Annotated in this window: 18 protein-coding genes; 10 read left to right on the forward strand and 8 right to left on the reverse strand. The window is 62.5% G+C overall.

Annotated features, from left to right (window positions below):
* Positions 1-199 precede the first annotated feature (199 nt).
* The 3 genes from RBH19_RS08980 to RBH19_RS08990 are packed head-to-tail and all read left to right on the forward strand — an operon-like array spanning position 200 to position 2,858.
* Positions 200-1,039, forward strand: coding sequence for a MipA/OmpV family protein (locus RBH19_RS08980; RefSeq protein WP_306728506.1), 840 nt, complete (start codon positions 200-202; stop codon positions 1,037-1,039).
* Positions 1,036-1,791, forward strand: coding sequence for a pseudouridine synthase (locus tag RBH19_RS08985; RefSeq protein WP_306728507.1), 756 nt, complete (start codon positions 1,036-1,038; stop codon positions 1,789-1,791). Before RBH19_RS08980 ends, RBH19_RS08985 begins: the two co-directional genes overlap by 4 nt.
* Before the next feature lie 23 nt (positions 1,792-1,814).
* Positions 1,815-2,858, forward strand: a complete 1,044-nt coding sequence (locus RBH19_RS08990) for a methyltransferase (protein WP_306728508.1) — start codon at positions 1,815-1,817, stop codon at positions 2,856-2,858.
* Between the two features lie 291 nt (positions 2,859-3,149).
* On the opposite strand, the gene RBH19_RS08995 is transcribed toward RBH19_RS08990, so the two are convergent.
* From RBH19_RS08995 to RBH19_RS09005, 3 genes are all read right to left on the reverse strand, one after another.
* Entirely contained in the window at positions 3,150-5,585 is a 2,436-nt protein-coding gene (locus RBH19_RS08995; protein ID WP_306728509.1) for a S9 family peptidase, read from the reverse strand.
* Between the two features lie 44 nt (positions 5,586-5,629).
* Positions 5,630-6,307, reverse strand: a complete 678-nt coding sequence (locus RBH19_RS09000; RefSeq protein WP_306728510.1) for a rhomboid family intramembrane serine protease — start codon at positions 6,305-6,307, stop codon at positions 5,630-5,632.
* A 103-nt stretch (positions 6,308-6,410) separates the two neighbouring features.
* On the reverse strand, positions 6,411-7,037 hold the full coding sequence (locus RBH19_RS09005; protein WP_306728511.1) for a hypothetical protein: 627 nt from the start codon (positions 7,035-7,037) through the stop codon (positions 6,411-6,413).
* A 94-nt stretch (positions 7,038-7,131) separates the two neighbouring features.
* Here RBH19_RS09005 and RBH19_RS09010 point away from each other — a divergent pair, with 94 nt between their 5' ends.
* The 3 genes from RBH19_RS09010 to RBH19_RS09020 all read left to right on the forward strand — a co-directional run bounded on the left by RBH19_RS09010 (position 7,132) and on the right by RBH19_RS09020 (position 9,407).
* Positions 7,132-7,848, forward strand: coding sequence for an SDR family NAD(P)-dependent oxidoreductase (locus tag RBH19_RS09010; RefSeq protein ID WP_306728512.1), 717 nt, complete (start codon positions 7,132-7,134; stop codon positions 7,846-7,848).
* Positions 7,849-7,976: 128 nt separating this feature from the next.
* On the forward strand, positions 7,977-8,381 hold the full coding sequence (locus tag RBH19_RS09015) for a globin (RefSeq protein WP_306728513.1): 405 nt from the start codon (positions 7,977-7,979) through the stop codon (positions 8,379-8,381).
* A gap of 66 nt (positions 8,382-8,447) precedes the next feature.
* Positions 8,448-9,407: a bile acid:sodium symporter family protein gene (locus RBH19_RS09020; RefSeq protein WP_306728514.1), complete on the forward strand. Its 960-nt coding sequence runs from the start codon at positions 8,448-8,450 to the stop codon at positions 9,405-9,407.
* Between the two features lie 259 nt (positions 9,408-9,666).
* On the opposite strand, the gene RBH19_RS09025 is transcribed toward RBH19_RS09020, so the two are convergent.
* On the reverse strand, positions 9,667-11,484 hold the full coding sequence (locus RBH19_RS09025) for a tetratricopeptide repeat-containing diguanylate cyclase (RefSeq protein WP_306728515.1): 1,818 nt from the start codon (positions 11,482-11,484) through the stop codon (positions 9,667-9,669).
* A 201-nt stretch (positions 11,485-11,685) separates the two neighbouring features.
* Here RBH19_RS09025 and RBH19_RS09030 point away from each other — a divergent pair, with 201 nt between their 5' ends.
* The 3 genes from RBH19_RS09030 to RBH19_RS09040 all read left to right on the forward strand — a co-directional run bounded on the left by RBH19_RS09030 (position 11,686) and on the right by RBH19_RS09040 (position 15,506).
* Complete coding sequence (locus tag RBH19_RS09030; protein WP_306728516.1) at positions 11,686-14,031, forward strand: Tex family protein; 2,346 nt, start codon at positions 11,686-11,688, stop codon at positions 14,029-14,031.
* Between the two features lie 237 nt (positions 14,032-14,268).
* On the forward strand, positions 14,269-14,673 hold the full coding sequence (locus tag RBH19_RS09035; RefSeq protein ID WP_306728517.1) for a hypothetical protein: 405 nt from the start codon (positions 14,269-14,271) through the stop codon (positions 14,671-14,673).
* A 248-nt stretch (positions 14,674-14,921) separates the two neighbouring features.
* Positions 14,922-15,506, forward strand: a complete 585-nt coding sequence (locus RBH19_RS09040) for an elongation factor P hydroxylase (protein WP_306728518.1) — start codon at positions 14,922-14,924, stop codon at positions 15,504-15,506.
* Here the strand turns inward: RBH19_RS09040 and RBH19_RS09045 are convergent.
* The gene (locus tag RBH19_RS09045) at positions 15,500-17,083 is read right to left on the reverse strand and encodes an amidohydrolase family protein (protein ID WP_306728519.1); all 1,584 of its coding nucleotides are present in this window, start codon (positions 17,081-17,083) and stop codon (positions 15,500-15,502) included. The genes RBH19_RS09040 and RBH19_RS09045 overlap by 7 nt on opposite strands.
* A gap of 135 nt (positions 17,084-17,218) precedes the next feature.
* Between RBH19_RS09045 and RBH19_RS09050 the strand changes: the two genes are divergently transcribed.
* Positions 17,219-19,459 (forward strand): S9 family peptidase, encoded by a 2,241-nt coding sequence (locus tag RBH19_RS09050; RefSeq protein ID WP_306728520.1) that lies wholly within the window; start codon positions 17,219-17,221, stop codon positions 19,457-19,459.
* A gap of 373 nt (positions 19,460-19,832) precedes the next feature.
* On the opposite strand, the gene RBH19_RS09055 is transcribed toward RBH19_RS09050, so the two are convergent.
* The 3 genes from RBH19_RS09055 to RBH19_RS13650 are packed head-to-tail and all read right to left on the reverse strand — an operon-like array spanning position 19,833 to position 22,941.
* Positions 19,833-21,662, reverse strand: a complete 1,830-nt coding sequence (locus RBH19_RS09055) for a hypothetical protein (RefSeq protein ID WP_306728521.1) — start codon at positions 21,660-21,662, stop codon at positions 19,833-19,835.
* A gap of 43 nt (positions 21,663-21,705) precedes the next feature.
* Positions 21,706-22,743 carry a S8 family peptidase gene (locus RBH19_RS09060; protein ID WP_374728968.1) on the reverse strand — a complete coding sequence of 346 codons (1,038 nt, stop codon included), beginning with the start codon at positions 22,741-22,743 and terminating at the stop codon, positions 21,706-21,708.
* On the reverse strand, positions 22,744-22,941 hold the full coding sequence (locus tag RBH19_RS13650; RefSeq protein ID WP_374728969.1) for a protease inhibitor I9 family protein: 198 nt from the start codon (positions 22,939-22,941) through the stop codon (positions 22,744-22,746). It lies immediately after the preceding gene.
* Positions 22,942-23,019: the final 78 nt, after the last annotated feature.

Below are 23,019 nucleotides of genomic sequence, written 5' to 3' on the forward strand. Positions count from 1 at the left end.
GCCGTGCAACTCCACCATGCCCACCTATCGGCCCCATCAGGACGGCAAGGGATTATAAGTTAAACTGCCGCGGTTTCGCGAAACCGGCCGGGCGGCGCACCGACGGTCCGGCGAAGGGAGTCTACGCCAGCGCAGGTGCGCTCCCTACCCTCCACACGGGGGGTGTGACCAATCCAATGGTGATAGGAAGATAGCCAGCATGCGACCACCCCTGCTGCTCACCCTGACCCTGCTGCTGACACTTTCACCCGAGTTGCTTCGGGCCGAGGGGGTCATGGAAGACGATGAACGCGGCACCCTCGAGTACGGCATCGGCCTGACGCACCTGAACTTCCCCCATTATCCCGGGGCCGATCAGCGACATGCGGTCACCCTGCCCTTTCCCTTCCTGACCTATTACAGCGATCGCCTGGACGTGGACGGCAGCAGCATTCGCGGGCTTTTCTGGGAGCACGAGGCCTGGAGCCTCGACATCAGTACCGGCGGCGCCTTGCGCGTGGACGCGGACGATAACGAGGCCCGCGAGGACATGCCGGGACTCGGCTGGCTGGCCGAGGTTGGCCCGGCCCTGCGGTATGCGCCGGAATGGGCGCAACGCAGCCCGGACTGGCAGTACCGAATCTCCCTGCCCCTGCGCCAGGCCATTGAGCTGGACGGCACCAGCCTGAGCCGAAAGGGCTGGCTGCTGGCGCCTAACCTCCACGTCAAACGAGACTTTCACGGCGCCAACCATCGCTGGGAGTTCCAGACCCGGATCGGATTGCGTTTTGGCTCGCGCGATTACCACGAACATTTCTACGGTGTCGGTGAGGCATTCGAAACGACTGAGCGCCCCGCCTACCAGGCCAGCGAAGGATTGACCGCCTATACCCTTTCAATGGGCCTTGCCTGGCGCTGGCAGCAATGGTGGCTGGGTGGCTTCGTTCAGTACAGCGACTTCAGTGACGGCATCATCAGTGACAGCCCCCTGATGCGTGATACCCGGCAGGCGGCCTTCGGTCTTTCCGGCGCCTGGATTCTGGGTCAGAGGCGCCTGTGAAACCGTTGGAGATACTGCATCACGACCAATGGCTGGTGGCCGTCAACAAGCCACCCGGCATGCTGGTGCACCGCAGTCACCTGTCCCGGGAACGCCACGTGATTCTCCAGCGGTTACGCGATCAGCTTGGTCAACGCCTGTATCCGGTACACCGCCTGGACCGGGCCACCTCCGGCGTCCTGCTGTTCGCGCTGGATCCGAAGACCGCCAACAGCCTGACGACAACCTTTGGCGAAGGCCGGGCAGACAAAGCCTATCTGGCCGTCGTTCGAGGCTGGCCGGAGCCGGAGACAGGCCACATCGACCGCCCCGTCAGGGACGATGCGCGGGAGAGCCACCGCGAAGCCCGTACCGACTATCGCCGCCTGGCTTTGGTGGAAATGCCCTTCAGCAATCGCCGTCATGACACATCCCGTTATGCCCTGATGCAGCTTGAGCCTGAAACAGGACGACGCCATCAGTTGCGTATCCACATGGAACGCATCGCACATCCCATCATCGGCGATACCACCCATGGCGATGGGGAACACAATCGCCTGTTTCGCCAGCACCTTGACTGTCATCGCCTGCTGCTGCATGCCAGCGCCCTGACCCTGGCCCACCCGGTCGAACAGGACAAGACACTGGCGCTGCAGGCCCCACTTCGGGGAGAATTCAGCGATGTCATTCAGACACTGGGCTGGCGGGATGCCCTGACCAAGGCCTTTGCGGGCCTGTCTGTTCACCAACACCATCAAGCGGGAAACATTTGATCATGCTGAAAAACGGGGGAAGAATGCGCGCAGTTGAAGCCAAATCCAGGGCCCAGTTCCTGGCCTTCGGTCCCTTCGCATTCCAGGCCGCGGCCACCATGCTGGAGACCGGCCTGTTGAAGGCACTGGATGACGCCGGCGAGAACGGCCTTGATGAAGAAACGCTGTCGGAACGCAGTGGAGTCTCCAGCTACGGGGTCTCCGTGCTCTTCGACCTGGCGGCCAATCTCGACATCGTCGAAAAACGGGAGGGGGTCTGGCATGTGGGCCCGGTGGGGCATTTCCTCCTGCATGACGAGATGACGAGAGTGAACATGAACTTCACGCGCGATGTCTGCTACGACGCCCTTGCCCATCTGCCTGAAGCCATCCGTGAACAGAAGCCCGCCGGGCTCAAGGCGCTGGGTGACTGGGACACCGTCTATGAAGGCCTGACCCGGCTTCCGGAACCGGCCCGCAGGAGCTGGTTCGAGTTCGACCACTTCTACTCCGACCGGGTCTTCGACCAACTGCTGAAGATCGTCTTCGACCAGCCGGTCAGGCACCTGCTGGACGTGGGCGGCAACACCGGCAAGTGGGCCCTCAAATGCCTCAATCATTGCCCGGACGTAAAGCTCACCCTGATGGACCTGCCCCCCCAGCTGGAGAAGGCCAGGGAAAACATCAATGCCGCCGGTTTCAACGGCCGCGCCAGCTACCATGCCGCCAATCTGCTGGATGAAAGCACTCGATTCCCGGAAGGCCCTGACACCCTCTGGATGAGCCAGTTCCTGGACTGCTTTTCGGAAGACGAGATTGTCAGCATCCTGCGACGGGCCGGCGAGATCATGAACGAGGACAGCCGCCTGTTCATCGTTGAGCTTTTCCCCGACCGCCAGCCCTTCGATGCGGCCCGCTTCAGCCTGGATGCCACCTCGCTTTACTTCACCTGCATCGCCAACGGCAACAGCCGCATGTATCACTATGACCGTTTCATGGCTCTGGTCGACAAGGCCGGTCTGCGGGTGGAGCAGGAACAGGACCTGCCGGCGGGGGGGCATACGGTGTTGACCTGCCGCCGGGTCTAGGTCGTTGTCGTTATTCGGCTCGTCCTGAGACTCACCCCTCCCGCTGGTCGGGGCCTCGCGCAAGGCGCGAGTTCAAATACGTTCCCGACGCATTTGTGTCGTTGTCGTTGTCGTTGTCGTTGTCGTTGTCGTTGTCGTAATCGGCATTTTGATCTTTCGATCGGTGCCAGTCGAAAGCCGATTACGATTACGATTACGATTACGACTACGACTACGGTCACGAATTGACACAAAAAAAGCGGCCCCGAAGGGCCGCTTCTCGTGCTGCCTGCCGGCAGACACCTGCATTGATCATTCCGCGGCCTTGACGAACTCCTCCAGCCATTCCAGCTGCTCATGCAACATGTGCAGCACTGACTCCCGGGCACGGTAGCCATGGGACTCTTCCGGCAGCATGACCAGACGGGCCGTGCCGCCAAGCCCGCGCAGGGCCTCGAAGAGGCGCTCCGACTGCATGGGGAAGGTACCGGAGTTGTTATCCTCGGCCCCATGAATCAGCAGGATCGGCCGGTCGAGCTGATCGGCGGCAAAGAAGGGTGACATGCGGATATACAGATCCGTGTCATCCCAGATGGTGCGCTGTTCGCGCTGGAAGCCGAAGGGCGTCAGTGTGCGGTTGAAGGCGCCACTGCGGGCAATCCCGGCCTGGAAGGTGTCCGAATGGGCCAGCACATTGGCGGTCATGAAGGCGCCATAGGAATGCCCGCCCAGGGCGACCCGATTGGGATCGGTGACACCGCGCTCGACACCGGCCTGCACGGCCGCCTTGCCGTTCATGACCAGCTGTTCGATGAAGGTGTCATTGGGCTCCTTGTCACCCTCGCCCACCACCGGCATGGTGGCACGATCCAGCACGGCATAACCCTGGGTCAGGGCAAAGTGCGGCCCCCAGTAGCTCAGACGATTGAACTGGTAGGGCGAGCCCTGGATCTGGCCGGCGGCATCGGCACTGCGGTATTCCCGCGGATAGGCCCAGACCAGGGTTGGCAACGGGCCATCCGTTTCCGGGTCATAGCCGGCCGGCAGATACATCTGGGCCGACATGGGTAGACCGTCTTCCCGCTCATAGGTGATCAGTTCCCGGCTCACGCCCTTGAGTTCCGGCATGGGGTGAGGGAAGTCGGTCAGACGCCCCTTGCTGTCACTGGACAGATCCCGCCAGTAATAATTGGGCGGCGTGTCCACCGACTCGCGGCGCGTGAGCACCACCGGCGCATCGACGTCCAGCGCCGTCACCACGCGCTCGAACCAGGGCGACTCGGAACGCCACAGCCGTTCGGTTTCCAGGCTGTCCAGATTGAAATGATTCAGGAAGGGACGATCCCCTTCGTCCGAGGCACCATCACCCGCCATCAGCAGGCCGCCGTCGGCCAGCAGCAGGGCCCGATGACCGCTTTTGGTAGTACGCATCAGGGGCTGGCCGGGGTCGTTGTAGCGATCCTCCCAGGAACGTTCCCAGAGGCGGACGGGATCCGCGCCCGGCTGATCCGGCGCCACCCGCCAGACGGTTTCGGCGCGGTTGTTGTACCAGCGCTCGAGCACCAGCGCCGTCTCCCCGTCACCGAAACGGATACCGCGGAAGCGGTCGCCCAGTTCGGCCAGTTGGACAGGCTCGCCGTCAAACGGGGCCTCCAGCAGATAGAGGCGTTCGCGAACCTCCACTTCCTCGCGGGGATCACCGCCATCCTGGGCCTCGGCCCAGAACAGAGTGGCCGGCGCATCACTGCGCCAGCTGACCGAACGCGGGCCGGTCACGGTGGCATCAAAGGCAATCGGCAGATCGTCGGCCAGATCCCGATCCACCACCCGGTGGACGGCTGCACCGTCCGCATCCAGCACATCAACGGTGCGGGCAAACCGGAAGAAGGGCACGGAATAGGACCAGGGACTGCGCAGGCGCTCCACCAGCAGGTAGTTGCCGTCCGGAGACGCCGAGAAATCGGAAAGAATCCCCTCGGTCAACACCGTCTGGCGACCGTTCAGGCTGACCCGCACCAGCTCGCCATGGAAATAGTATTCGAAGAGGGCCTCGTCGTGGCTGTTCTGGAGCAGATCCTGATAGGTTCGTGCGGGCGCCGCGCGCCCGCGATTCTCCTGCACCACGGGACCGGCCGGCACCGGGCTGCGCTCCGGCGCGGCGCCCTTGCCGGGCACCACGCGCCGGACCAGCAGGCTTTCACTGTCCGGGCCCCAGACATAAGGGGAACCCCGATATGTGGCATTGACGTCCAGCCCGCGCAGTTCGCGTGCTTCGGCGCTTTCCACGTCCACCAGCCAGAGGGAGATACGGTCGTCCTCCACCCGGGTGAAAGCGATATGGCGCCCATCAGGCGCAAAACTCACATCCCGGATTCGTGTATCGGCGGGCAGCCCGCTGACCGCCTGGCGAGTCCCCTCATCCACCGACTTCAGCACCAGACCGGTGAAATAGTTGGGCCGGCTGGGCCCGTGATTGTCGGGATTGAAACGGATGCCGGCGAGCCGCTTCTCCGGTTCGGCCAGATCGGCAATGGTGCGCAGTGGCGGGCGCTCCATCAGCAACATCTGGTCGCGACGCGGACTCAGGCTCAGGGCCGGTGTCAGAGGCGCGTCCACCAGATCGATGATGGACTGGGGCGGCTCCTGGTAGGCGCTGACCTCAGCCGCCTGCAGGGACTGAAGTGCGGTCAGACTGGTGGCCGCGAGGCCCAGGCCCGCGAGTATGGCAGTGGAAAATTTCAGCTTCATTCTCACTCCTTCCTTGACGACGACAAAAATGCCTTGAAGGCCCACTAGCGGAACAGTCGAACCCCGGGGCGCTTGAAGAACAGGACCAGCACCATGCCGGCGACAAAGCCCCCGGCATGGGCACCGAAAGCCACACCCGCCTGATCGGCGGGGCTGGCCATGGATTGCAGCAGCTGAAAGGCAAACCACAGTCCCAGCATGAGCCAGGCCGGCACCCAGATGAAGAAGATGACGATATAGGGCATCAGCAGGCGGATCCAGGCGAAGGGGTGCAACATCAGATAGGCTCCCAGCACGCCGGAGATGGCGCCACTGGCACCCACCATGGGTATGGTGGAGTCCGGCGCCATCAGGGCCTGGGTCAGGGCCGCGGCCATGCCGCACAGAAAATAGAACACGATGAAACGCCCATGCCCCATGGAATCTTCGATGTTGTTGGCGAAGACGTAGAGAAACATCATGTTACCGATCAGATGCAGCAGCCCCCCATGCAGAAACATGGAGGTGAACAGGCTCAGCACGGGGGGAATGAGAAGGTCCGGATGGCCAAAGGGCGCCTGAAACAGCGCCCTGGGGATCAGGCCAAACTGGGTGACGCTGGCGCGAAACCCCGCCTCTGGTAGAGACAACTGCCACAGAAACACCAGCACGCAACTGATCAGAAACACCCAGGTGACGACGGGGGTGCGGTGGCTCGGATTGTTGTCACCAATCGGTATCACGCCGTATCAGCCACTGGGTGTCAGGTTCACCCCCGGGCATCGGGGCCGGGGAATCGGATGAATCAGAGCTTTCGAATGTCTTGTGACCACAGGCGGGCGGATTCTATCCCCCGGTTTTCATCCACCGCCGGAACTGCAGCACCAGCCAGTGGCCCGGAAAGTACAGCACCAGGGGGTAGGCCAGGATCAGGACAAGCACCCAGAGCGGATCGGGCATCCAGGTCTGCTCCACACCGAAGGGCTCCCACACCCAGTTCACGTTGCGAACGGGCTCGGTGAACAGCCAGGCCCCGACAACGGCCACGGCACCGATGCCGCACTGCAGCCAGGGCCCACGCCGGTCGTAGCCGACCCGCAGTATCAGCCATAGCAGAAATGGGGGCAGACCAAGGTGATACAGGGAGGTGGAGCGAGCCAGCAGACTCAGCTCATCCCCGAACATGTAGTTGGTGAAGCCTGTGGGGCTGTGCCCGCCCAGGGCCAGGCCAGTGAGGAAATCCAGGCCCCAGCCCAGACCCACGATAGTGACCACACCCACCTGGCTGGACAACAGCAGCCGATCACCACGCCAGATGGCGTACAACACGATGAACTTGGCCATGTTGCAGAGCCAGAAGAAATTCTGCGGGCCCTGGTTGAAGAGGATCACCGTCACCCAGAACAACATCCAGAGGGTAAACAGCCATTGCGCGGCTCGGGGTATGTGGGGGACATTGGCGACCTGATGCATGCTGCTCTCCCGCAACCTGAACCTCCGGGACCCGGGCATCCGTTATAATTCCCGCCCTTTTCCGCTCATCATCATTTCAGGGGAGTCAGTCGCCATGCAAGCCAGGATCGCCGTCGTGACCGGTGCCAACCGGGGTCTCGGTCTGGCCACAAGCCGGGCCCTCGCCGAAAAGGGGTTTCATGTCATCGCCTGTGCCCGTGACTCGGAAGCCGGCACGCAGGCGGTGCAAGCCCTGCAGGCAGACAAGCTGTCGGTGGAATTGCGGGTGGTGGACGTGAACCAGTCGGAGCAGATCAAGGATCTGGGCCGCTACATCCGCGAGAACTACGGTCGGGTGGATGTGCTGGTCAACAATGCCGGAATGATCCTGGAAACCCGTGAGGCCGGCGGCGACCGCTCCGCCAATCCCCTGTTGGTCTCCCCCATGACCGTCATGGAGACCTTCAATAGCAACACTCTGGGTGCCCTGCGCATGATTCAGGCACTGGCACTGATGATGCCCGAAGGCGGCCGCATCGTGAATGTTTCCTCCGGCATGGGCCAGCTTTCGGACATGGACGGCGGCTGGCTGGGCTACCGCATGTCCAAGACGGCGCTGAATACACTGACCCGTGTCTTTGCCACCGAACTGGCCGAACGGGGCATTGCCGTCAACTCGGTCTGCCCCGGCTGGGTGCGCACGAACCTGGGTGGCGAGAACGCCAGCCGCTCCATCGAGGAGGGCATTGACACCATCGTCTGGCTGGCCAGTGATGAGTCCGCCACCGAGAGCGGCGGATTCTGGCGCGACCGAAAGCGAATCGATTGGTGAACCGCCTCGCTACATCAGGATTCTCTAAATAAATGCCCGTCGAATTGATCCAGATCAAACCCTGATCAAGGCTCGGCCTCTACCATTCCGGCCCGACAGCGAATGGCTCACTGGATGGAGAGGTTGAAATGGATCAGTTTGCGGACGTACAGCAGAGTTTTGGCCGATGCCTGCGCGGGAACAACCGCTTCGTGGATGATTTCTATCGTCGCTTGCTGGGAAGTGACGAACGCATCGCGACGATGTTCGCCAGTACCGACTGGACCCTGCAGAACAAGGCCATCCGTCGCGGTATCAGCCTGGCCATTACCTTCGCGGGCACGCCCGTTGCCGCCCGGCGACAAGTCCGTGAGATGGCCGAAGTACACAGCAGGGGCGGGCGGGCGCCGATAACGCCGGAGCTATACGAACACTGGATCGAAAGTCTCATCCTGACCGTTCAGGCCAGTGACCCTGATTATTCGCCGAGCCTGGGCAAGCGCTGGCGGACGGCCCTGGAACCGGCGATCGGCTTCATGCAGAACAGCTACTGATTCCAGGGCTGGCGGGATCATGCGGGCTCCGGCAAACTGCCGGGCATGCCCGCAACGGATTCTTCCATGATCAACTGGCGCCAGCTGGAACACTGGCAAGTCCTGCCCCTGATGCTTGCCGTACTGGCCGGCCTGCTGGCCGGCCGGGCGATTCCGGAAACCGTCAACCCCTGGTCCGACGCAATCTGGCCACTGCTGGCCGCACTGCTGTTTACCGGCTTCCTGCATCTGGATTTGCGGGGCTGGCGGCGGAACCTGGTGGACCGTCGTTTTCTCGGCCTTCTGGCCCTGCTCAATTTTCTGCTGCTGCCAGGCCTGACCGGACTGGTGCTGATGCTGGCCCCGGATTCCACGCCACTGCGATTTGCCATGGCGCTGGTTCTGCTGGCCCCCTGCACGGACTGGTTCCTGGGCTTCAATCTGCTCGGCCGCGGCAATCCGGAACGGGCCACCGCCGCAATTCCCATCCTGCTGGGCGGGCAGGTACTGGCCATTCCCCTTTGGCTCACCCTCTTCTTCGGCCCCGGCGAGTTGCAGGACTTCGGCCTGGAACGCTTTGCCGCGGTCTTCATCGGCCTGTTTCTGATTCCCCTCGCACTGGCACTCGCGGCGCGGCAGATCGGGCATCGCCTGCCCGTGATCGAGCCGGTGATCAACGGGCTCAAGCGGGGCGGGCCGATCCTGCTGTTCATGCCGGTGATCTTCCTGGTGGTGGCCACCGAACTGGCCGTGCTGGATGGCAGGCTGATGCGGCAACTGTCACCGCTGATCCCCCTCTTACTGCTCTGGATTGGCCTGGGCCTGACCCTGGCCTGGCTGCTGGGCCGACTCGGCCGACTGGCCATCGCGGCCCGCCGAACCCTGCTGTTCAACGCCGCATCACGCAATTCCTTCGTGGTTCTGCCCTTTGCCCTGGCGTTGCCGGCCGGCGCCGAGATTGCCGCGGCGGTGATCATCCTTCAGGCAATGGTGGAGCTGGGGGTATTGAGCGTGCTGACGGGGGTGGTGCCGAGGATCATTCGGTAGGCGGGCACAGCATTGGCTATCGCCCCCGTGGGAGCGGATTTATCCGCGATGACAATTTATCGGCTGGCGGGCCCGTCTGTTGAAACCCCCTGTAGGCGCGGATTTATCCGCGCAATGGCGGGAATTCGACGCCCCGCCGTTTCATGAGGTGCACCACGGATTGCAACGATCCCATTAGAGAATCAAACGTCGGATTCTGGCCATTGCGCGGATAAATCCGCGCCTACAGGGGGTTGTAGTCGAGCGGTGTGCCGATCACCTATTCCCCCACAATGACCATGACCCGATTCCGGCCCTGGTGCTTGCCGGTGTACATGGCCCGGTCGGCAGTGCGTACGGCCTCCTTGAAGTCATCCCCCATGAGCTCGGCCACACCGAAGGTGATGGTGACGTCAATGGGGCCGGCATCGGTTTCGAAGGGCTTGGCGGAGACGGCGGCACAGACCTTCTCCATCGCCTTGCGGGCGGCATTGACGTCGGTCTCGGGCATCAACACGAGAAATTCTTCACCACCCCATCGGCACAGGAGGTCATTCTCCCGCAGGCAACTTCGAATGCGACGGCCCAGGGCAACGAGAATCTGATCGCCGATGTGATGGCCATGCTCGTCGTTGATCTGCTTGAAATAGTCGATATCGCCCAGGGAGACGGCAATGGGGGAACCGGTGCGGCTGCGCCGGGCCAGCTCCGCCTTGACTACTTCCATCAGGCGACGGCGGTTGCTGAGACCGGTCAGGGGATCCTGGCGTGCCAGGCGACTGATGGTCTTCAATGCTTCACGCAGCTCCCGGTTCTTCTGCTGGAAACGTTCCCCGATCCGCTTGCGTGTGCGATAGCCGCGCCAGATCAGAATGGCCAGCAGGGCGGTGACGATGAACAGGCCAAAGCCCACCAGGGTCAGCATCTGGCGTTGCCGCAGGGTCATTTCCCGCAGCTCGGCATCCAGTTCAAGACGCTCGATTTCACTGCGGCGCTGATCGGCCTCATAAGCCTGCTCCAGCTCGACGATGGTCTGCTGCCGCTCCGAGCTCATCACCCGCGTGTGAACATCGAAATGCCGACGGGCATAGGCAAGCGCCTGCGGGTAGTCTCCCAGCGCCTCATGCAGTTCCGAAAGGTTCTGGTAACTGGCTTCCAGCAAGGCCGGCGAATCCATTTCCCGGGCAATCTCCAGGGCCCGGTACTGGTAGTCGATGGCCGCACTCAGATTGCCGCTCTCCTGCTCGAGATCCCCCATGAGCCGGTAGGCAAAGTTCAGTGGCCGATAGTGACCCACTGCTTCCAGAGCTTCGATGCCCCGTTGACAAAATCGCCTGGCCTCCTCGTGGCGATCCAGATGAACCAACGTGTTGCAGACATTGACATTCTGGTAGGCCACACTGGTTTCCCGGCCCAGTTCCCGGGCCAGGCCCAGAGAGTCCAGATGATAGGGCAAGGCCTGTTGATGGTTGCCCTCATCATTGTAGGTATTGCCAATATTGCCCAGCACCGCACTCAGGTGATCACGGAACTCGAGCGCCCGATACTGTTCGGCGGCACGCTCATAGAACCCCCTGGCCCTTTCAGGCTGGGACAGGCTGAAATGGATATTGCCGATGGTGTTGTAGGCACCGGCCACCAGCTCCGGCGCGTCGATGGCCCGGGCGCGACGCAATACCGCATGATTGATGGCCAGGGCACGATCGTAATCGGCATTGTCCAGATGGATGGTGCCGCGAATGAAATCCGTTCGGATGGCAAGCCGATCCGCCCGTGCGCGCACGGCAATCCCTTCTGCCGCATCCAGGGCCAACAAAGCCTGCTCCACCTCACCCTGATCCCGGAGCACTTCCGCACGCAGGTGCAGAATGCGCACCGTGGTGAGATGTTCGCCATCGCCTTCGGCCGCCTGCAGGGCTTGATCCAGCAACGCCAGGGCTCGTCGGGGATCACTCTGCACAAAACCCTCGGCTTCGGACAGCCGGGCAGCCGCCGGGCTGTCTTCGGTCGCACCCGCAATGAACGGAATGGTGAGGAAGCCGATGGCAAGGATCAGCAGGAGGAAGCGAAGCGCTTTTGGCAGCTGTATTGGCGTCATGTCCCTGACTCAGAGTGGGTCCATCGGCATCAGTTCCCCGTTTACACCCTGGGTGGGCACAAAGGAGTCATCCAAGCCCTAAAAGGTAGTCGCCCGCCGCCGTCCGGTCAAAACACAGCTGGCAGCCGATTTCAATCTTGTCCTGCCCACCCGGATGCGGTTTAAATGCGCCCTCATTTCTCAGCCCCGGCCGGATAAGTCATGAGCAAAGAGCACAGTACCCCAGTGGACCACAACCAGCGCCAGCAGGCCATCATCCAGCGAATCGCCGAGGAACTGGGGGTGCGCCCGCCGCAGGTGGCATCGGCCGTCGGCCTCCTGGACGAGGGCGCCACCGTTCCCTTCATCGCCCGCTACCGGAAGGAGGTCACGGGCAGCCTGGACGATACCCAGTTGCGAAATCTGGAGCAGCGCCTGGGCTATCTGCGGGAAATGGAGGAGCGCCGCGATGCCATCCTCGCCAGCATCGAGGAACAGGGCAAGCTGACGCCGGAACTGAAATCCGCCATTCTGGCGGCCGACAACAAGACCCGTCTGGAAGACCTCTACCTGCCCTACAAGAAGAAGCGGCGCACCAAGGGTCAGATGGCCATCGAGGCAGGCCTGGAGCCACTGGCCGACCGTCTTTTCGACGACCCCGCCAATTCGCCCGAGGCGCTGGCCGCCGAGTACGTGGATGCGGATAGCGCTTACGGGGATGTGGCCGCCGTGCTGGAAGGCGCCCGCGCCATTCTCGCCGAGCGCTGGGCGGAAGACCCGGAACTGGTGGGCCGCATTCGCGACTGGATGCAGAAGGGCGCCTGGATCGAATCCCGGGTGGCCGAGGGCAAGGAACAGGAAGGGGCCAAGTTCCGCGACTACTTCGAACACCGTGAGCCACTGGCGAAAATCCCCTCCCATCGCTTTCTGGCCCTGCTGCGGGGCCGCAATGAGGGTGTGCTGCGCCTGAAGATCCTGCCGCCGGACGAACTGGAGAATGCCGAGCCGGCCCAGATCGAGGCCATGGTGGCGCGGCACCTCGGCTGGTCCCACCAGAAGCGGGCCGCGGATGACTGGCTGGCGGACGCCATTCGCTTCACCGGCCGCATCAAGATTCTGGTGCGCCTGGACACCGAACTCACCAGCTGGATCCGCGAGCAGGCCGAAGAAGAAGCCATCCAGGTCTTCGCCGGCAACCTGCGGGATCTGCTGCTGGCCGCCCCGGCCGGCGAGAAGGCCGTGCTTGGCCTGGACCCGGGCCTGCGCACCGGCTCCAAGATCGCCGTCGTCGATGCCACCGGCAAACTGATGGATACCGCCACCATCTATCCCCACCCGCCGCAGAAACAGTGGCAGAAGGCCATCGACGTCCTGCGCGCCCTGGTCAGCAAGCATGACATCGCCCTGATCGCCATTGGCAATGGCACCGCCTCGCGGGAAACCGAGAAACTGGTCAAGGAACTGATCGGACTCAAGGGCATGGGCCGGCTGCAGTACCTGGTGGTCTCGGAAGCCGGCGCCTCGGTCTACTCCGCCTCGGAAACCGCCGCCCGGGAATTCCCCGACCTGGACGTCTCCCTGCGCGGCGCGGTGTCCATTGCCCGGCGGGTGCAGGACCCGCTGGCGGAACTGGTCAAGATCGAGCCCAAGTCCATCGGCGTGGGCCAGTACCAGCATGACGTCAGCCAGGTGAAACTGGGCCGTTCCCTGGAAGCGGTGGTGGAAGACTGCGTGAACGCCGTGGGCGTGGACGCGAACACCGCCTCGGCGGCCCTGCTCTCGCGGGTCTCCGGCCTGACACCCACCCTGGCCGAGAACCTGGTCCGGCATCGAGACGAACATGGCCCCTTCCGCGACCGCAAGGGCCTGAAGAAGGTTCAGCGCTTTGGTGACAAGGCCTTCGAACAGGCCGCCGGCTTCCTGCGCATCCGCGGCGCCCACCCCCTGGACGCTTCCAGCGTGCATCCGGAAGCCTACCCGGTGGTGGAACGGATTCGCGAACACACCGGCGTCGAGCTGGCCAGCCTGATCGGCGACCAGGCCAGCCTGCGCAAGCTCGACCCGCAGCGCTTCACCGACGAGCGCTTCGGTCTGCCCACCGTGCGCGACATCCTGCAGGAGCTGGAAAAGCCGGGCCGCGATCCACGCCCCGAGTTCCGCACCGTGCAGTATCGCGAGGGCGTGGAGAAAATCAGCGACCTGGAGCCGGGCATGAAACTGGAAGGCTCGGTCACCAATGTCACCAACTTCGGCGCCTTCGTGGACATTGGCGTTCACCAGGACGGCCTGGTGCACATCTCCCAACTGGCGGACCGCTTCGTCAAGGATCCGCGTGAGGTGGTCAAACCGGGCGATATCGTCCAGGTCCGGGTCATGGAAGTGGACGTGGACCGCAAACGCATCGGCCTGAGCATGCGCAGCGACGCCGAAGTCCCGCGCCCGGACGCGGGCAATCGGCCCAGTCAGAAGGCCGGCAAGGGCAATCCACGCAAGGGCGGCAAGCCCCGCCCGCAGAAGGAACCGGAGGGCGCGCTCGCGCTGGCATTGAAGGCGAAGTTGGGAAAATAACCCCCCCACACGCTTAATCCAGCACTGCCCTCGTAGTCGTAATCGTAGTCGTAATCGGCATTTGAGGTTTTGCTCGTGGCTTGAAGAACCCGATTACGATTACGATTACGACAACGACAACGACAACGACAACGACAACGACTGGAAAACATACTCGCACGGCCCTCGGCTGGGGGCCGCGGCCACCTTTCCGTTACAATGGGCCGCAATACCACTTGAATTGACGGGAGCTTGAAAATGACCGAGCAGGAAATGCCGAACATGGCCATGGATGCCGATGGCCTCTTCCGGGAAGAGACCTACACCGATGCGCGGGTGGGCACCATCCGTGTCATGGTGCCGGTGATGGCCGACGGCAGCGATGACAGCAGCCGCGCCAAGCGCTATGTGGGCAGTACCCAGGTCATGACCGAGGCTGGCGCCCTGCCCCTGACCTTCGAGATCGAAGCGGACTCCCTCAAGGCAGCGGCGGATCAGTTCGAGCAGGGTGCTCACCAGGCCCTGGAAGACATGATGAAGAAACTCGAGGAAATGCGCCGCGACCAGGCCTCACGCATCATGACCCCCGGTCAGGGCGGTGGCGGCATGGGCGGCGGAATGCCCGGTGCCGGCGGTGGTGGTGGCGGGATTCAGATGCCGTAACCCTCACACCTTGAAGCCTGCACGGCCCTCGTTGTCGTAATCGTTGTCGTTGTCGTAATCGGCTTTTCAAGCCTTGATGAAACCCGATTACGATTACGACTACGATTACGAGAAAACCGAGGCTGCGGGAATGTTGCCTTTTAGCTCATTGCTCGTCGCTCGAAGCTCGTTGCTGCTATCTAAAAGCCGATTACGATTACGACAACGACAACGACAACGAACCCTGCTCCTTTCCCCCTCTTTCCGCCATGAAACACCGCGCCGCCGACCTCATCCACCTCTTCAACACCACCTTTCTTGCCAGCCACAACACCGTGCTGGTCGGTGGCGCTGAGGAGCCTATCTACCTGCCGGCGGATGGGGAATACCGCCACCACCGCATCATCTTCACCCGCGATTACTTCGCCAGCGCCCTGCATGAAGTGGCCCACTGGTGCATTGCCGGGGCCGAGCGTCGGCAGCGGGTGGACTATGGCTACTGGTATGAGCCCGATGGACGTGGCGCCGATCAGCAGGCGGAATTCGAGCGAGTGGAGGCTCGGCCGCAGGCCATCGAAAAAGCCTTCTCACTGGCCTGCAGTGCCCCCTTCCGGGTCAGTCTCGATAACCTGGATGGCGCCGTGATCGACAGCCGGGGATTCGAGGAGCGAGTTCGCAAGGAACACGAATCCCTGTCCGCCACCGGCTTCCCGCCACGGGCGGAGCGGTTCATTGCGGCATTGAGGACTTTCTACCAGGCACTCGACGCCTCGAATCGAGGCCGAAGTCTAAAAACCGATCACGACGATGACAGCGACAAGGATGGAGGGGCTGTGCGCCTTCCTCCTCAGTAATCCGCTGCCGGCTGGGTCAGGCGTTCGATGTCGGCTTCTTCCTTCGCCGCACGCACCATCTCGCGCACATCGGCGCGCAACTGTTCGGCGTCATAAATGATGCCGTCCTTGATGGTATAGCGAACGCCACCCACGCGCTTGAGCCGGTTGCTGTCATCCACCCGGATGGCGCCGGTGCCGTAGAGCACCTTGAAGTTCTGCAGGGGGTTTTCACCCACGACCACCAGATCGGCCAGCTTGCCCGGCTCGATGGAGCCGATGTGGCTGTCACGACCGATGGCCTCGGCGCCGTGCAGGGTGGCAGCCCGGATCACTTCCAGGGGATGGAAGCCGGCTTCCTGCAGCAGTTCCATTTCCTGGATGTAGCCGAAACCGTAGATTTTGTAGATGTAACCGGAATCGGAACCCAGGGTGACCCGGCCGCCGTGGTTCTTGTAGTCGTTCAGGAACTGCATCCACAGGCGATAGTTCTCGCGCCAGTTGATCTCGTCCTGGGTGGTCCAGTCGAACCAGTAGGAACCGTGGGCGCGACGGTCCGGCTCGAAGAAATTCCACAGGGAAGGCAGGGTGTACGCCTCATGCCATTCGGCCCGGCGCTGGGCCATGAAATCCCGGTTGGCCTCGTAGATGTTGAGGGTGGGGTTGATGGTGAAGTCAAGCGCAATCAGCTCATCCCGCACCGCACGCCAGTGCTCGCTGCCCGGCTCGGCGGCCTGGCGCCAGAGGGTGCCGGCCTCGGCAAAGCGGTGATATTCGTTCTGATAGTTATAGTCGCGCCGGTAATCCTGCAGGGTGCGATCCTCGAACAGGGCCTCCGGCAGCCCATACCAGTGCTCCATGGTGGTCAGGCCCCAGCGGGCGGTGTCCAGCACATTGGCCCGCCCCACTTCCAGCTGGGCATGATGCTGGGCAGTACCAAGGCCCCGTTCCGTGGCTTCCTCGATGGCGGCACGCAGAATGTCGGGGTGGCTGCCGAAGAACTTGAAGCCCTCGGCACCGGCCCGCTCCATGCGCCGCACCCAGCGCCGGGCTTCCCTTTGCGTGGTGATGGGGCCCTCGTGGCCCTGGCCGAAGCCGACATAGGGATGAATGCGCGGGGCGGTGATGCGGTTCTCGTCGCTGCGGCGCTTGTGATCCATCACCCAGTCAAGGCCATTGAAGCTGCCCGGCTCCCGGATGGTGGTGATGCCGTGGGCCAGCCACAGCTTGAACACATACTCCGCCGGCGTGCCCTGGGCACGACCACCGATATGAGCGTGCATGTCCACGAAGCCGGGCAGGACGTAATGGCCTTCCAGGTCCAGCTCGCGGTCATCGGGGCCCGCCTCGGGGCGCCCGGCCGGATCGATCGCCACACCAGGATAGCCCACCACGTGCACATCCACGATGCGATTGCCTTCGATGACGATGTCCACTGGGCCCATGGGGGGCGCACCGGTGGAGTTGATCAGGGTGGCGCCCCGCAGAATGAGCCGGTCAAAGGGTCCCTCGCCCTCGCTGCGCTCGGGGGCCGGCTCAATGGCCGCCTGGGCCGAAAAGGCAAGAAGCAGTGCAGCAAGCAGGGCAATCAGGCGCATGGACAGGCTCCGTAGTGTGAATCCGTGGCAGCGGGGACGCTTATCCTAGCAGCGCGCCGGCCTCACTTCACGCTGGCAGGACCGCCGCCCTGTGCTATCGTTCCGCCTTTCAGACCACCCTGTGAGGAAACGGCAATGCACCGGAATGCACTGCGTCTGGCGGGCGCCTGCCTGCTCGCCAGCACCCTGATCGCTTGCAGTCAGGACGAAGGAAAGAGTGACACCATGACAGATCGTGACACGGCGGCCATCGGCAAGGCCGCGTTTGAAGCCCAGCGCTCCGTGGAGGCCCCGGTGGCCGAACGGCGCATGCAGTCCATCACCCAGCACGGGATTACCCGCGAGGATCCCTATTTCTGGATGCGGGATGACAACTGGCAGCAGGTCCTGCGCGACCCTTCCGTCCTTCGGGCCGAGATCCGCGATCATCTGCTGGCCGAGAACGAGTACCACGCCGCCATGATGAGCGACGTGGCCGGCCTGCAGGAGACCCTGTTTCAGGAAATGCGGGCGCGCATCAAGGAAGACGACAGCTCCGTCCCGGCCCGGGACGGCGACTGGGAATACTATGTGCGTTACCGGGAAGGCGGTGACTATCCGGTCTATGCCCGCCGCCCGGCTGGTGGTGGCGATGAGGTGATCCTCTTCGACGGTGATGCCGAATCCGAAGGTCATGACTTCTTCAACATCGGCGCCGTGGTGCACAGCCCGGATCATCGCCTGATTGCCTATGGCCTGGACACGGTGGGCTCGGAGTATTTCACCATCCGGGTGCGGAATATCGAAAGCGGCGAAGAATACAGCGATGCCATTGAAAGCACCGATGGCCGCGCCGTGTGGGCCGCGGACTCCGGCAGCTTCTTCTACGTGGAGCGGGATGACAATCAGCGCCCCCGCTGGATTCGCCATCATGTGCTCGGTGAAGACGCCGAGGAAGACCGCCTGGTCTATGAAGAAGAAGACAGCGGCATGTTCATCAGCCTGGGCAAGACCCAGAGCGGCGAGTACATCCTGATCGGCTCGGGCAATCACACCCGCTCCCAGAGCTGGACCATCCCGGCCGACGCCCCGGACAGCGAACCCACGCTCATCGCCCCGCGCAAGGACGATGAACTCTACTCGGTGGAACATCACGGGGATCATTTCTACATCCTCACCAATGCCGATGGCGCCGTGGACTTCAAGATCGTGCGCGCCCCGGTGGAAAACCCCGGACGGGAACACTGGGAAGACTGGCTGCCCCATGAGCCGGGCCGCCTGGTCAGCAGCTTTGTCACCTATAAGAATCACCTGGTCTATCTCGCCCGCCGCAACGCGGTGCCGATCCTGGTGGTGTCGGACTACCAGGGTGATGGCTATGAAATCCCCATGGATGACGAGGCCTATTCCCTGGGCCTGATTTCCGGCTATGAGTTCGACACCGCACTCACCCGCTTCACCTACTCCACCCCCGCCCAGCCGGCCCAGACCTTTGACTGGCACATGGACAAGCGGGAGCGCACCCTGCGCAAGACCCAGGAAGTGCCCAGCGGGCATGACCCGGACCGCTACGTGGTGGAACGCATTGATGCGAAAACCGAAGATGGCGTGGCCGTCCCGGTCACCATCCTGCGCCTGAAGTCCACGCCCCTGGATGGCAGCGCCCCCCTGCTGCTGTACGGCTATGGCAGTTATGGCGCCTACATGCCCGACAACTTCTCCGTGGCCAACCTGAGCCTGGCGGATCGCGGCGTGATCCGTGCGGTGGCCAAGGTACGCGGTGGTTCCGCCCTGGGCCGGCAGTGGTACCTGGACGGCAAGATGGAAGCCAAGCCGAACAGCTTCACCGACTTCCTGGCCTCGGCCCATGCTCTGATCGAACAGGGTTACACCTCAAGGGGACGCATCGTCATTGACGGGCGCTCCGCCGGTGGCCTGCTGGTGGGCGCCACCCTCAATCTCGATCCGGAAGTCTTCGGCGGCGCCATCGCCGGCGTGCCCTTCGTGGACGTACTCAACACCATCTCCGACCCCAGCCTGCCCCTGACCCCGCCGGAATGGCCGGAGTGGGGCAACCCCATCGAGTCGGAAGCGCACTATCAGTTGATCAAGGGCTATTCACCCTACGACAACCTGCGGGATGATGTGCCCTACCCGCCCATCATGGCCACCGCCGGCCTGGCCGACTACCGGGTGACCTACTGGGAACCGGCCAAGTGGATCGCCCGCCTGCGCGCCGAAGCCCAGGGCGGCCCCTTCCTGCTCAAGACCAACATGGACGCCGGCCACGCCGGCTCGGCCGCCCGCTTTGATTCCCTGCGGGAGACTGCCGAGCTCTACAGCTTCGCCCTCAAGGTCATGGGCAAGGCCGAGGCTGAACCGGAGCCGCATCCGTAGACGTTGGACCTCAAGGCAATGAACAGGGGCGGTCAGGAATGACCGCCCTTTTTTTTGGACCACGAAATGGACACTGAATGGACACGAGATGAAACCTTGAAAACATTTGGCCGCGAAATGGACGCGAAATAAACGCTAAATGAAAGGCGAAAAGATGATTGGCCACAGATGAACACGGATGGACGCAGATTTGGGCCGTGCTTGGGGTGATGCCGTGCTGCTTCGGAGGGGCCGTGCCTGGGGATGGCACGGGGTATTTGACCACGACATGGACACGACATGGGGTTTGGCACGGCGGGGGCTGACGGCCCCCTGTGGGAGCGGCTTTCAGCCGCGATGGCAATTGTTCGGTTGGCACCCTCCCTGCCGCTTGTCAATGCGAGGGGGCTTGGTCAATGAATGGTTGGCGCCTGAGTCGCCAATTGGCGACAAAAAGGAGGATAAGCAACTCATAGGGCCCACGCCCCAGGCTACAACCGGATCCGGAGCTGGGCGGCGAGACCGAAATGGTCACGCTATCCTGAAGCGGGCTTTCATTCTCCTCAACCTGATCACTGACCAGCTGTAATGCGATCTCATGATCACCCGCCACCAGTGCTTCCATCCGCGTCGTGACCGTCACATGGCCTCCGGGCGGTATGGACTTGATCAGACAGATGTCCGACTGAGCCGAACGCTGCCACCAACAGGGGACATTGGCGGCGGTCAGCTCGAAGGCGTCCTCACGTCGTTGCAGGCGCAGGAACACATTGCTGGCCGTCGCCTCGCCCTGATTCTCTACACGCCAGTGATGATCGAAGGAGCGATCCCGCACCACCGCCGCCTCCGGCCAGGCATCACCAAAGCGGAGGTGAACGGGGGCGGCCTCCGGTTGAAACACCAGTGCATTGCCGTAGGCGTGGCCCAGGGCGGAGGGTCCACCGCCCATGGCGGCAACGCCATGGCTTCCGGCCGGTACCACCCCTGAGCCAAGCCGATGACCTACGTTATCCCAGCTGCGCCAGGTTGGCGTCAATTCGCCGAGAAGACGCCAGCCGGTGGCTTCGGAGGCATCGCGCCTGAACACATGCAGGGCGCCACCGCTCAGGGTCCCCGTTTCATCGCGGGCCGCGGGTTCGCCCACGATCAGGCGTTCGCCACTCCGCGTGAGTGTCGCCGACCAGCCAAAGGTGTCGTTGTAACCTTCCACCGGATCAGGGTTTTCCATGATCGCTGATCGCTCCCATTGATCCGTCTCCACATCCAGTTCATGGATATACAGACGCACCCGGCCACTCATTGGCTCTTCGGAACGATCTTCCCCCATCAACATCAGGTGATTTTCACCCAGATACACCAGCCGATACTCCAGCGTCTCGCGTCCTTGCTCCGGCGCATCGCCCACCAGTCGCTGCGTGAACACCCACTCTCCGGACTCCGGGTCATGGCGATACATATAGGTGGCACCCAGACGGGCTTCCTCCTCTTCCACCCAGGCGTTCCTGCCCCAGACCGCCAGCCAGGGATAGGCCAGTTTCACTCGCATGCCGAAATCGTCCAGAACCTGACCCTCCGGCCGGTCATGGGCCAGCAGCTTTTGCTCATAGACCCAGTCCGCCACGGATTCCTCCCAGCGGAAGAGATAGGTGGCCCCGTTGGAATCGGGCAGCGGCCCCTCGCCCAGGGTGGCACCCACCGCCAGCCAGCCACCGTCGGCCGCGACACCCGAGCCGAAACTGGCCGTGTTCGGCTCAGGGCGGTCTATGCGGCGAAGGAAGTCCACTTGCCCGCTGGCTGGATCACGGCGAAACTCGAACACCGCGCCGCTGTTCTGTGCATCCGGCGAACGATCCGCCCGAAACGCGCCCACGTAGAAGTGATCGCCATCAATATCCACTTCATTCCCGAACCGCGCCCTGCGATCAAGGCCGACCTCGGTACCCGGAATCCAACGCTGCTCCAGCCACTGACCCTCGGCATTGGGCGCCATGATCACCGCCCCGCCCAGATCCTGTATGCCCTCTACGGTAGCATCGCCGATTCCGATCAGGACAAAATCCTCATCGCCGGCAATGTCCGATATCAGCCCCAGGGCATCGTGAGGCGGCAAGGCGCCGCCATCAGGCAGCAACCCGTCCGGTGTATCGGCATGCAGGGACGGCAGGCCGCAGATCATCATCAGCGACAGGTATCGGCAGATCCGCTTCAAAAAACCCAGATTCATGACGTCACCTGAAAAAGGGGGACAGGGTTACGATATCAAGGCATCAGGGGCACATCACCCACTGCCCGTCTTCATCCTGATAGGGACAGGATGGGGGATCACTCCCGTCGTCACCGCCACCATCGTCATCAGGTCGATGCCACTGGTAAAGCAGCTTGTTCGGGGAACCCGACAGATTGCTCAACACACTTTCGGTGACGTTGCCCATTATGGCGGTACGCACATCATTCGCGAAGACATCAACTCCAACCGCATCGATATGGATAGCCGCGACACCGGCGACCAGCGGGGCGGCGAAAGACGTGCCTGAACTGCGAATGGTTGCGGAATCACTGCTGTCCCAAAGCACCTCCACGTCTTCACCAGGTGCAAACAGATCAATTGCAGCACCCCAGTTGGAATGCCCGGCACGGCTGTCATCGATCGTGGAGCTGCCGACGGTCAAGACCTCCGACATCCTCGCCGGAACCTGCGTCGATGCATCCGCGTTGTCATTGCCGGCCGAGGCAATCGGCAATACTCTCGACGGAAGGTCCCGGATGGCCGATTCCATCGAACCCACTTGATCAACAGACTCATGATAGCCAAAGCTCATATTGAGAACCGCAGTGGAGCCATGAGCAGAGGCGTGATCCGCGACATCGTTAATAGCATCAATAACAAGACTTGCTTGCGAGTAACCCTTGCAATCAAAAACACGCAAGTCCTTTATCAAGGCGCCTTTCGCAGCCCCCACATCAAGCGCGCCGACCATGCCGGCGACCGCCGTGCCGTGCCCGCTTAGAGTGCCATGAACCCCGGCCGCCTGGATCGGACAAAATCCAGGGCAGGGGTCATAACCCGAGTCACATGTGTCATTGAAGTCGCCTTCACTGTCAAAGCGGTCATGAATGCGCTCGACCTGCCCGCTGAAGAACTGGTCATGCTCTGCCCTGACACCCGTATCAATGACATAGACGTAAACATCGGATCCGTCATGGGTATAGGAATAGGTATCCGAAAGCGGAAGCGCCCTTTGATCAATTCTGTCCAGACTCCAGTCCGGCTGATGCTGGGTCGTGCCACCATGAATGGTGACAATTCAATCCCGCTCGACCGCCCTGACCTGAGGCATTCGTTCCAACAGCCTGGCGCGCTGCTCCGTCATCTCGGCAACAAAACCCTTGTTGACATGCGTATAAACCAGGAGAGGCTCCACTCCCTGATTCGCCAGCACTTGATTCACCTGGTCGGGCACCTGACTCGGCAGGAGATCATCCCCGTCTTTCAGGCTGACAATCCAACGCTCAACATCAGAAGCTGAGGACGGGCCTTCAGATGCCTGAAGCGGGCCCGAGAGAGAGAGAGAGAAGCAAGA

This window comes from Natronospira bacteriovora, from assembly GCF_030848495.1.
Classification (GTDB): Bacteria; Pseudomonadota; Gammaproteobacteria; order Natronospirales; family Natronospiraceae; genus Natronospira; species Natronospira bacteriovora.

Coding starts and splice junctions, on each gene's coding strand:
- RBH19_RS09050 (WP_306728520.1), top strand. CDS start 17,219: ATGCACCGGAATGCACTGCGTCTGGCGGGCGCCTGCCTGCTCGCCAGC.
- RBH19_RS08990 (WP_306728508.1), top strand. CDS start 1,815: ATGCGCGCAGTTGAAGCCAAATCCAGGGCCCAGTTCCTGGCCTTCGGT.
- RBH19_RS09005 (WP_306728511.1), bottom strand. CDS start 7,037: ATGCATCAGGTCGCCAATGTCCCCCACATACCCCGAGCCGCGCAATGG.
- RBH19_RS09010 (WP_306728512.1), top strand. CDS start 7,132: ATGCAAGCCAGGATCGCCGTCGTGACCGGTGCCAACCGGGGTCTCGGT.
- RBH19_RS08995 (WP_306728509.1), bottom strand. CDS start 5,585: ATGAAGCTGAAATTTTCCACTGCCATACTCGCGGGCCTGGGCCTCGCG.
- RBH19_RS09040 (WP_306728518.1), top strand. CDS start 14,922: ATGAAACACCGCGCCGCCGACCTCATCCACCTCTTCAACACCACCTTT.
- RBH19_RS08980 (WP_306728506.1), top strand. CDS start 200: ATGCGACCACCCCTGCTGCTCACCCTGACCCTGCTGCTGACACTTTCA.
- RBH19_RS09030 (WP_306728516.1), top strand. CDS start 11,686: ATGAGCAAAGAGCACAGTACCCCAGTGGACCACAACCAGCGCCAGCAG.
- RBH19_RS09020 (WP_306728514.1), top strand. CDS start 8,448: ATGATCAACTGGCGCCAGCTGGAACACTGGCAAGTCCTGCCCCTGATG.
- RBH19_RS09055 (WP_306728521.1), bottom strand. CDS start 21,662: ATGAATCTGGGTTTTTTGAAGCGGATCTGCCGATACCTGTCGCTGATG.
- RBH19_RS09015 (WP_306728513.1), top strand. CDS start 7,977: ATGGATCAGTTTGCGGACGTACAGCAGAGTTTTGGCCGATGCCTGCGC.
- RBH19_RS09045 (WP_306728519.1), bottom strand. CDS start 17,083: ATGCGCCTGATTGCCCTGCTTGCTGCACTGCTTCTTGCCTTTTCGGCC.
- RBH19_RS09035 (WP_306728517.1), top strand. CDS start 14,269: ATGACCGAGCAGGAAATGCCGAACATGGCCATGGATGCCGATGGCCTC.
- RBH19_RS09025 (WP_306728515.1), bottom strand. CDS start 11,484: ATGACGCCAATACAGCTGCCAAAAGCGCTTCGCTTCCTCCTGCTGATC.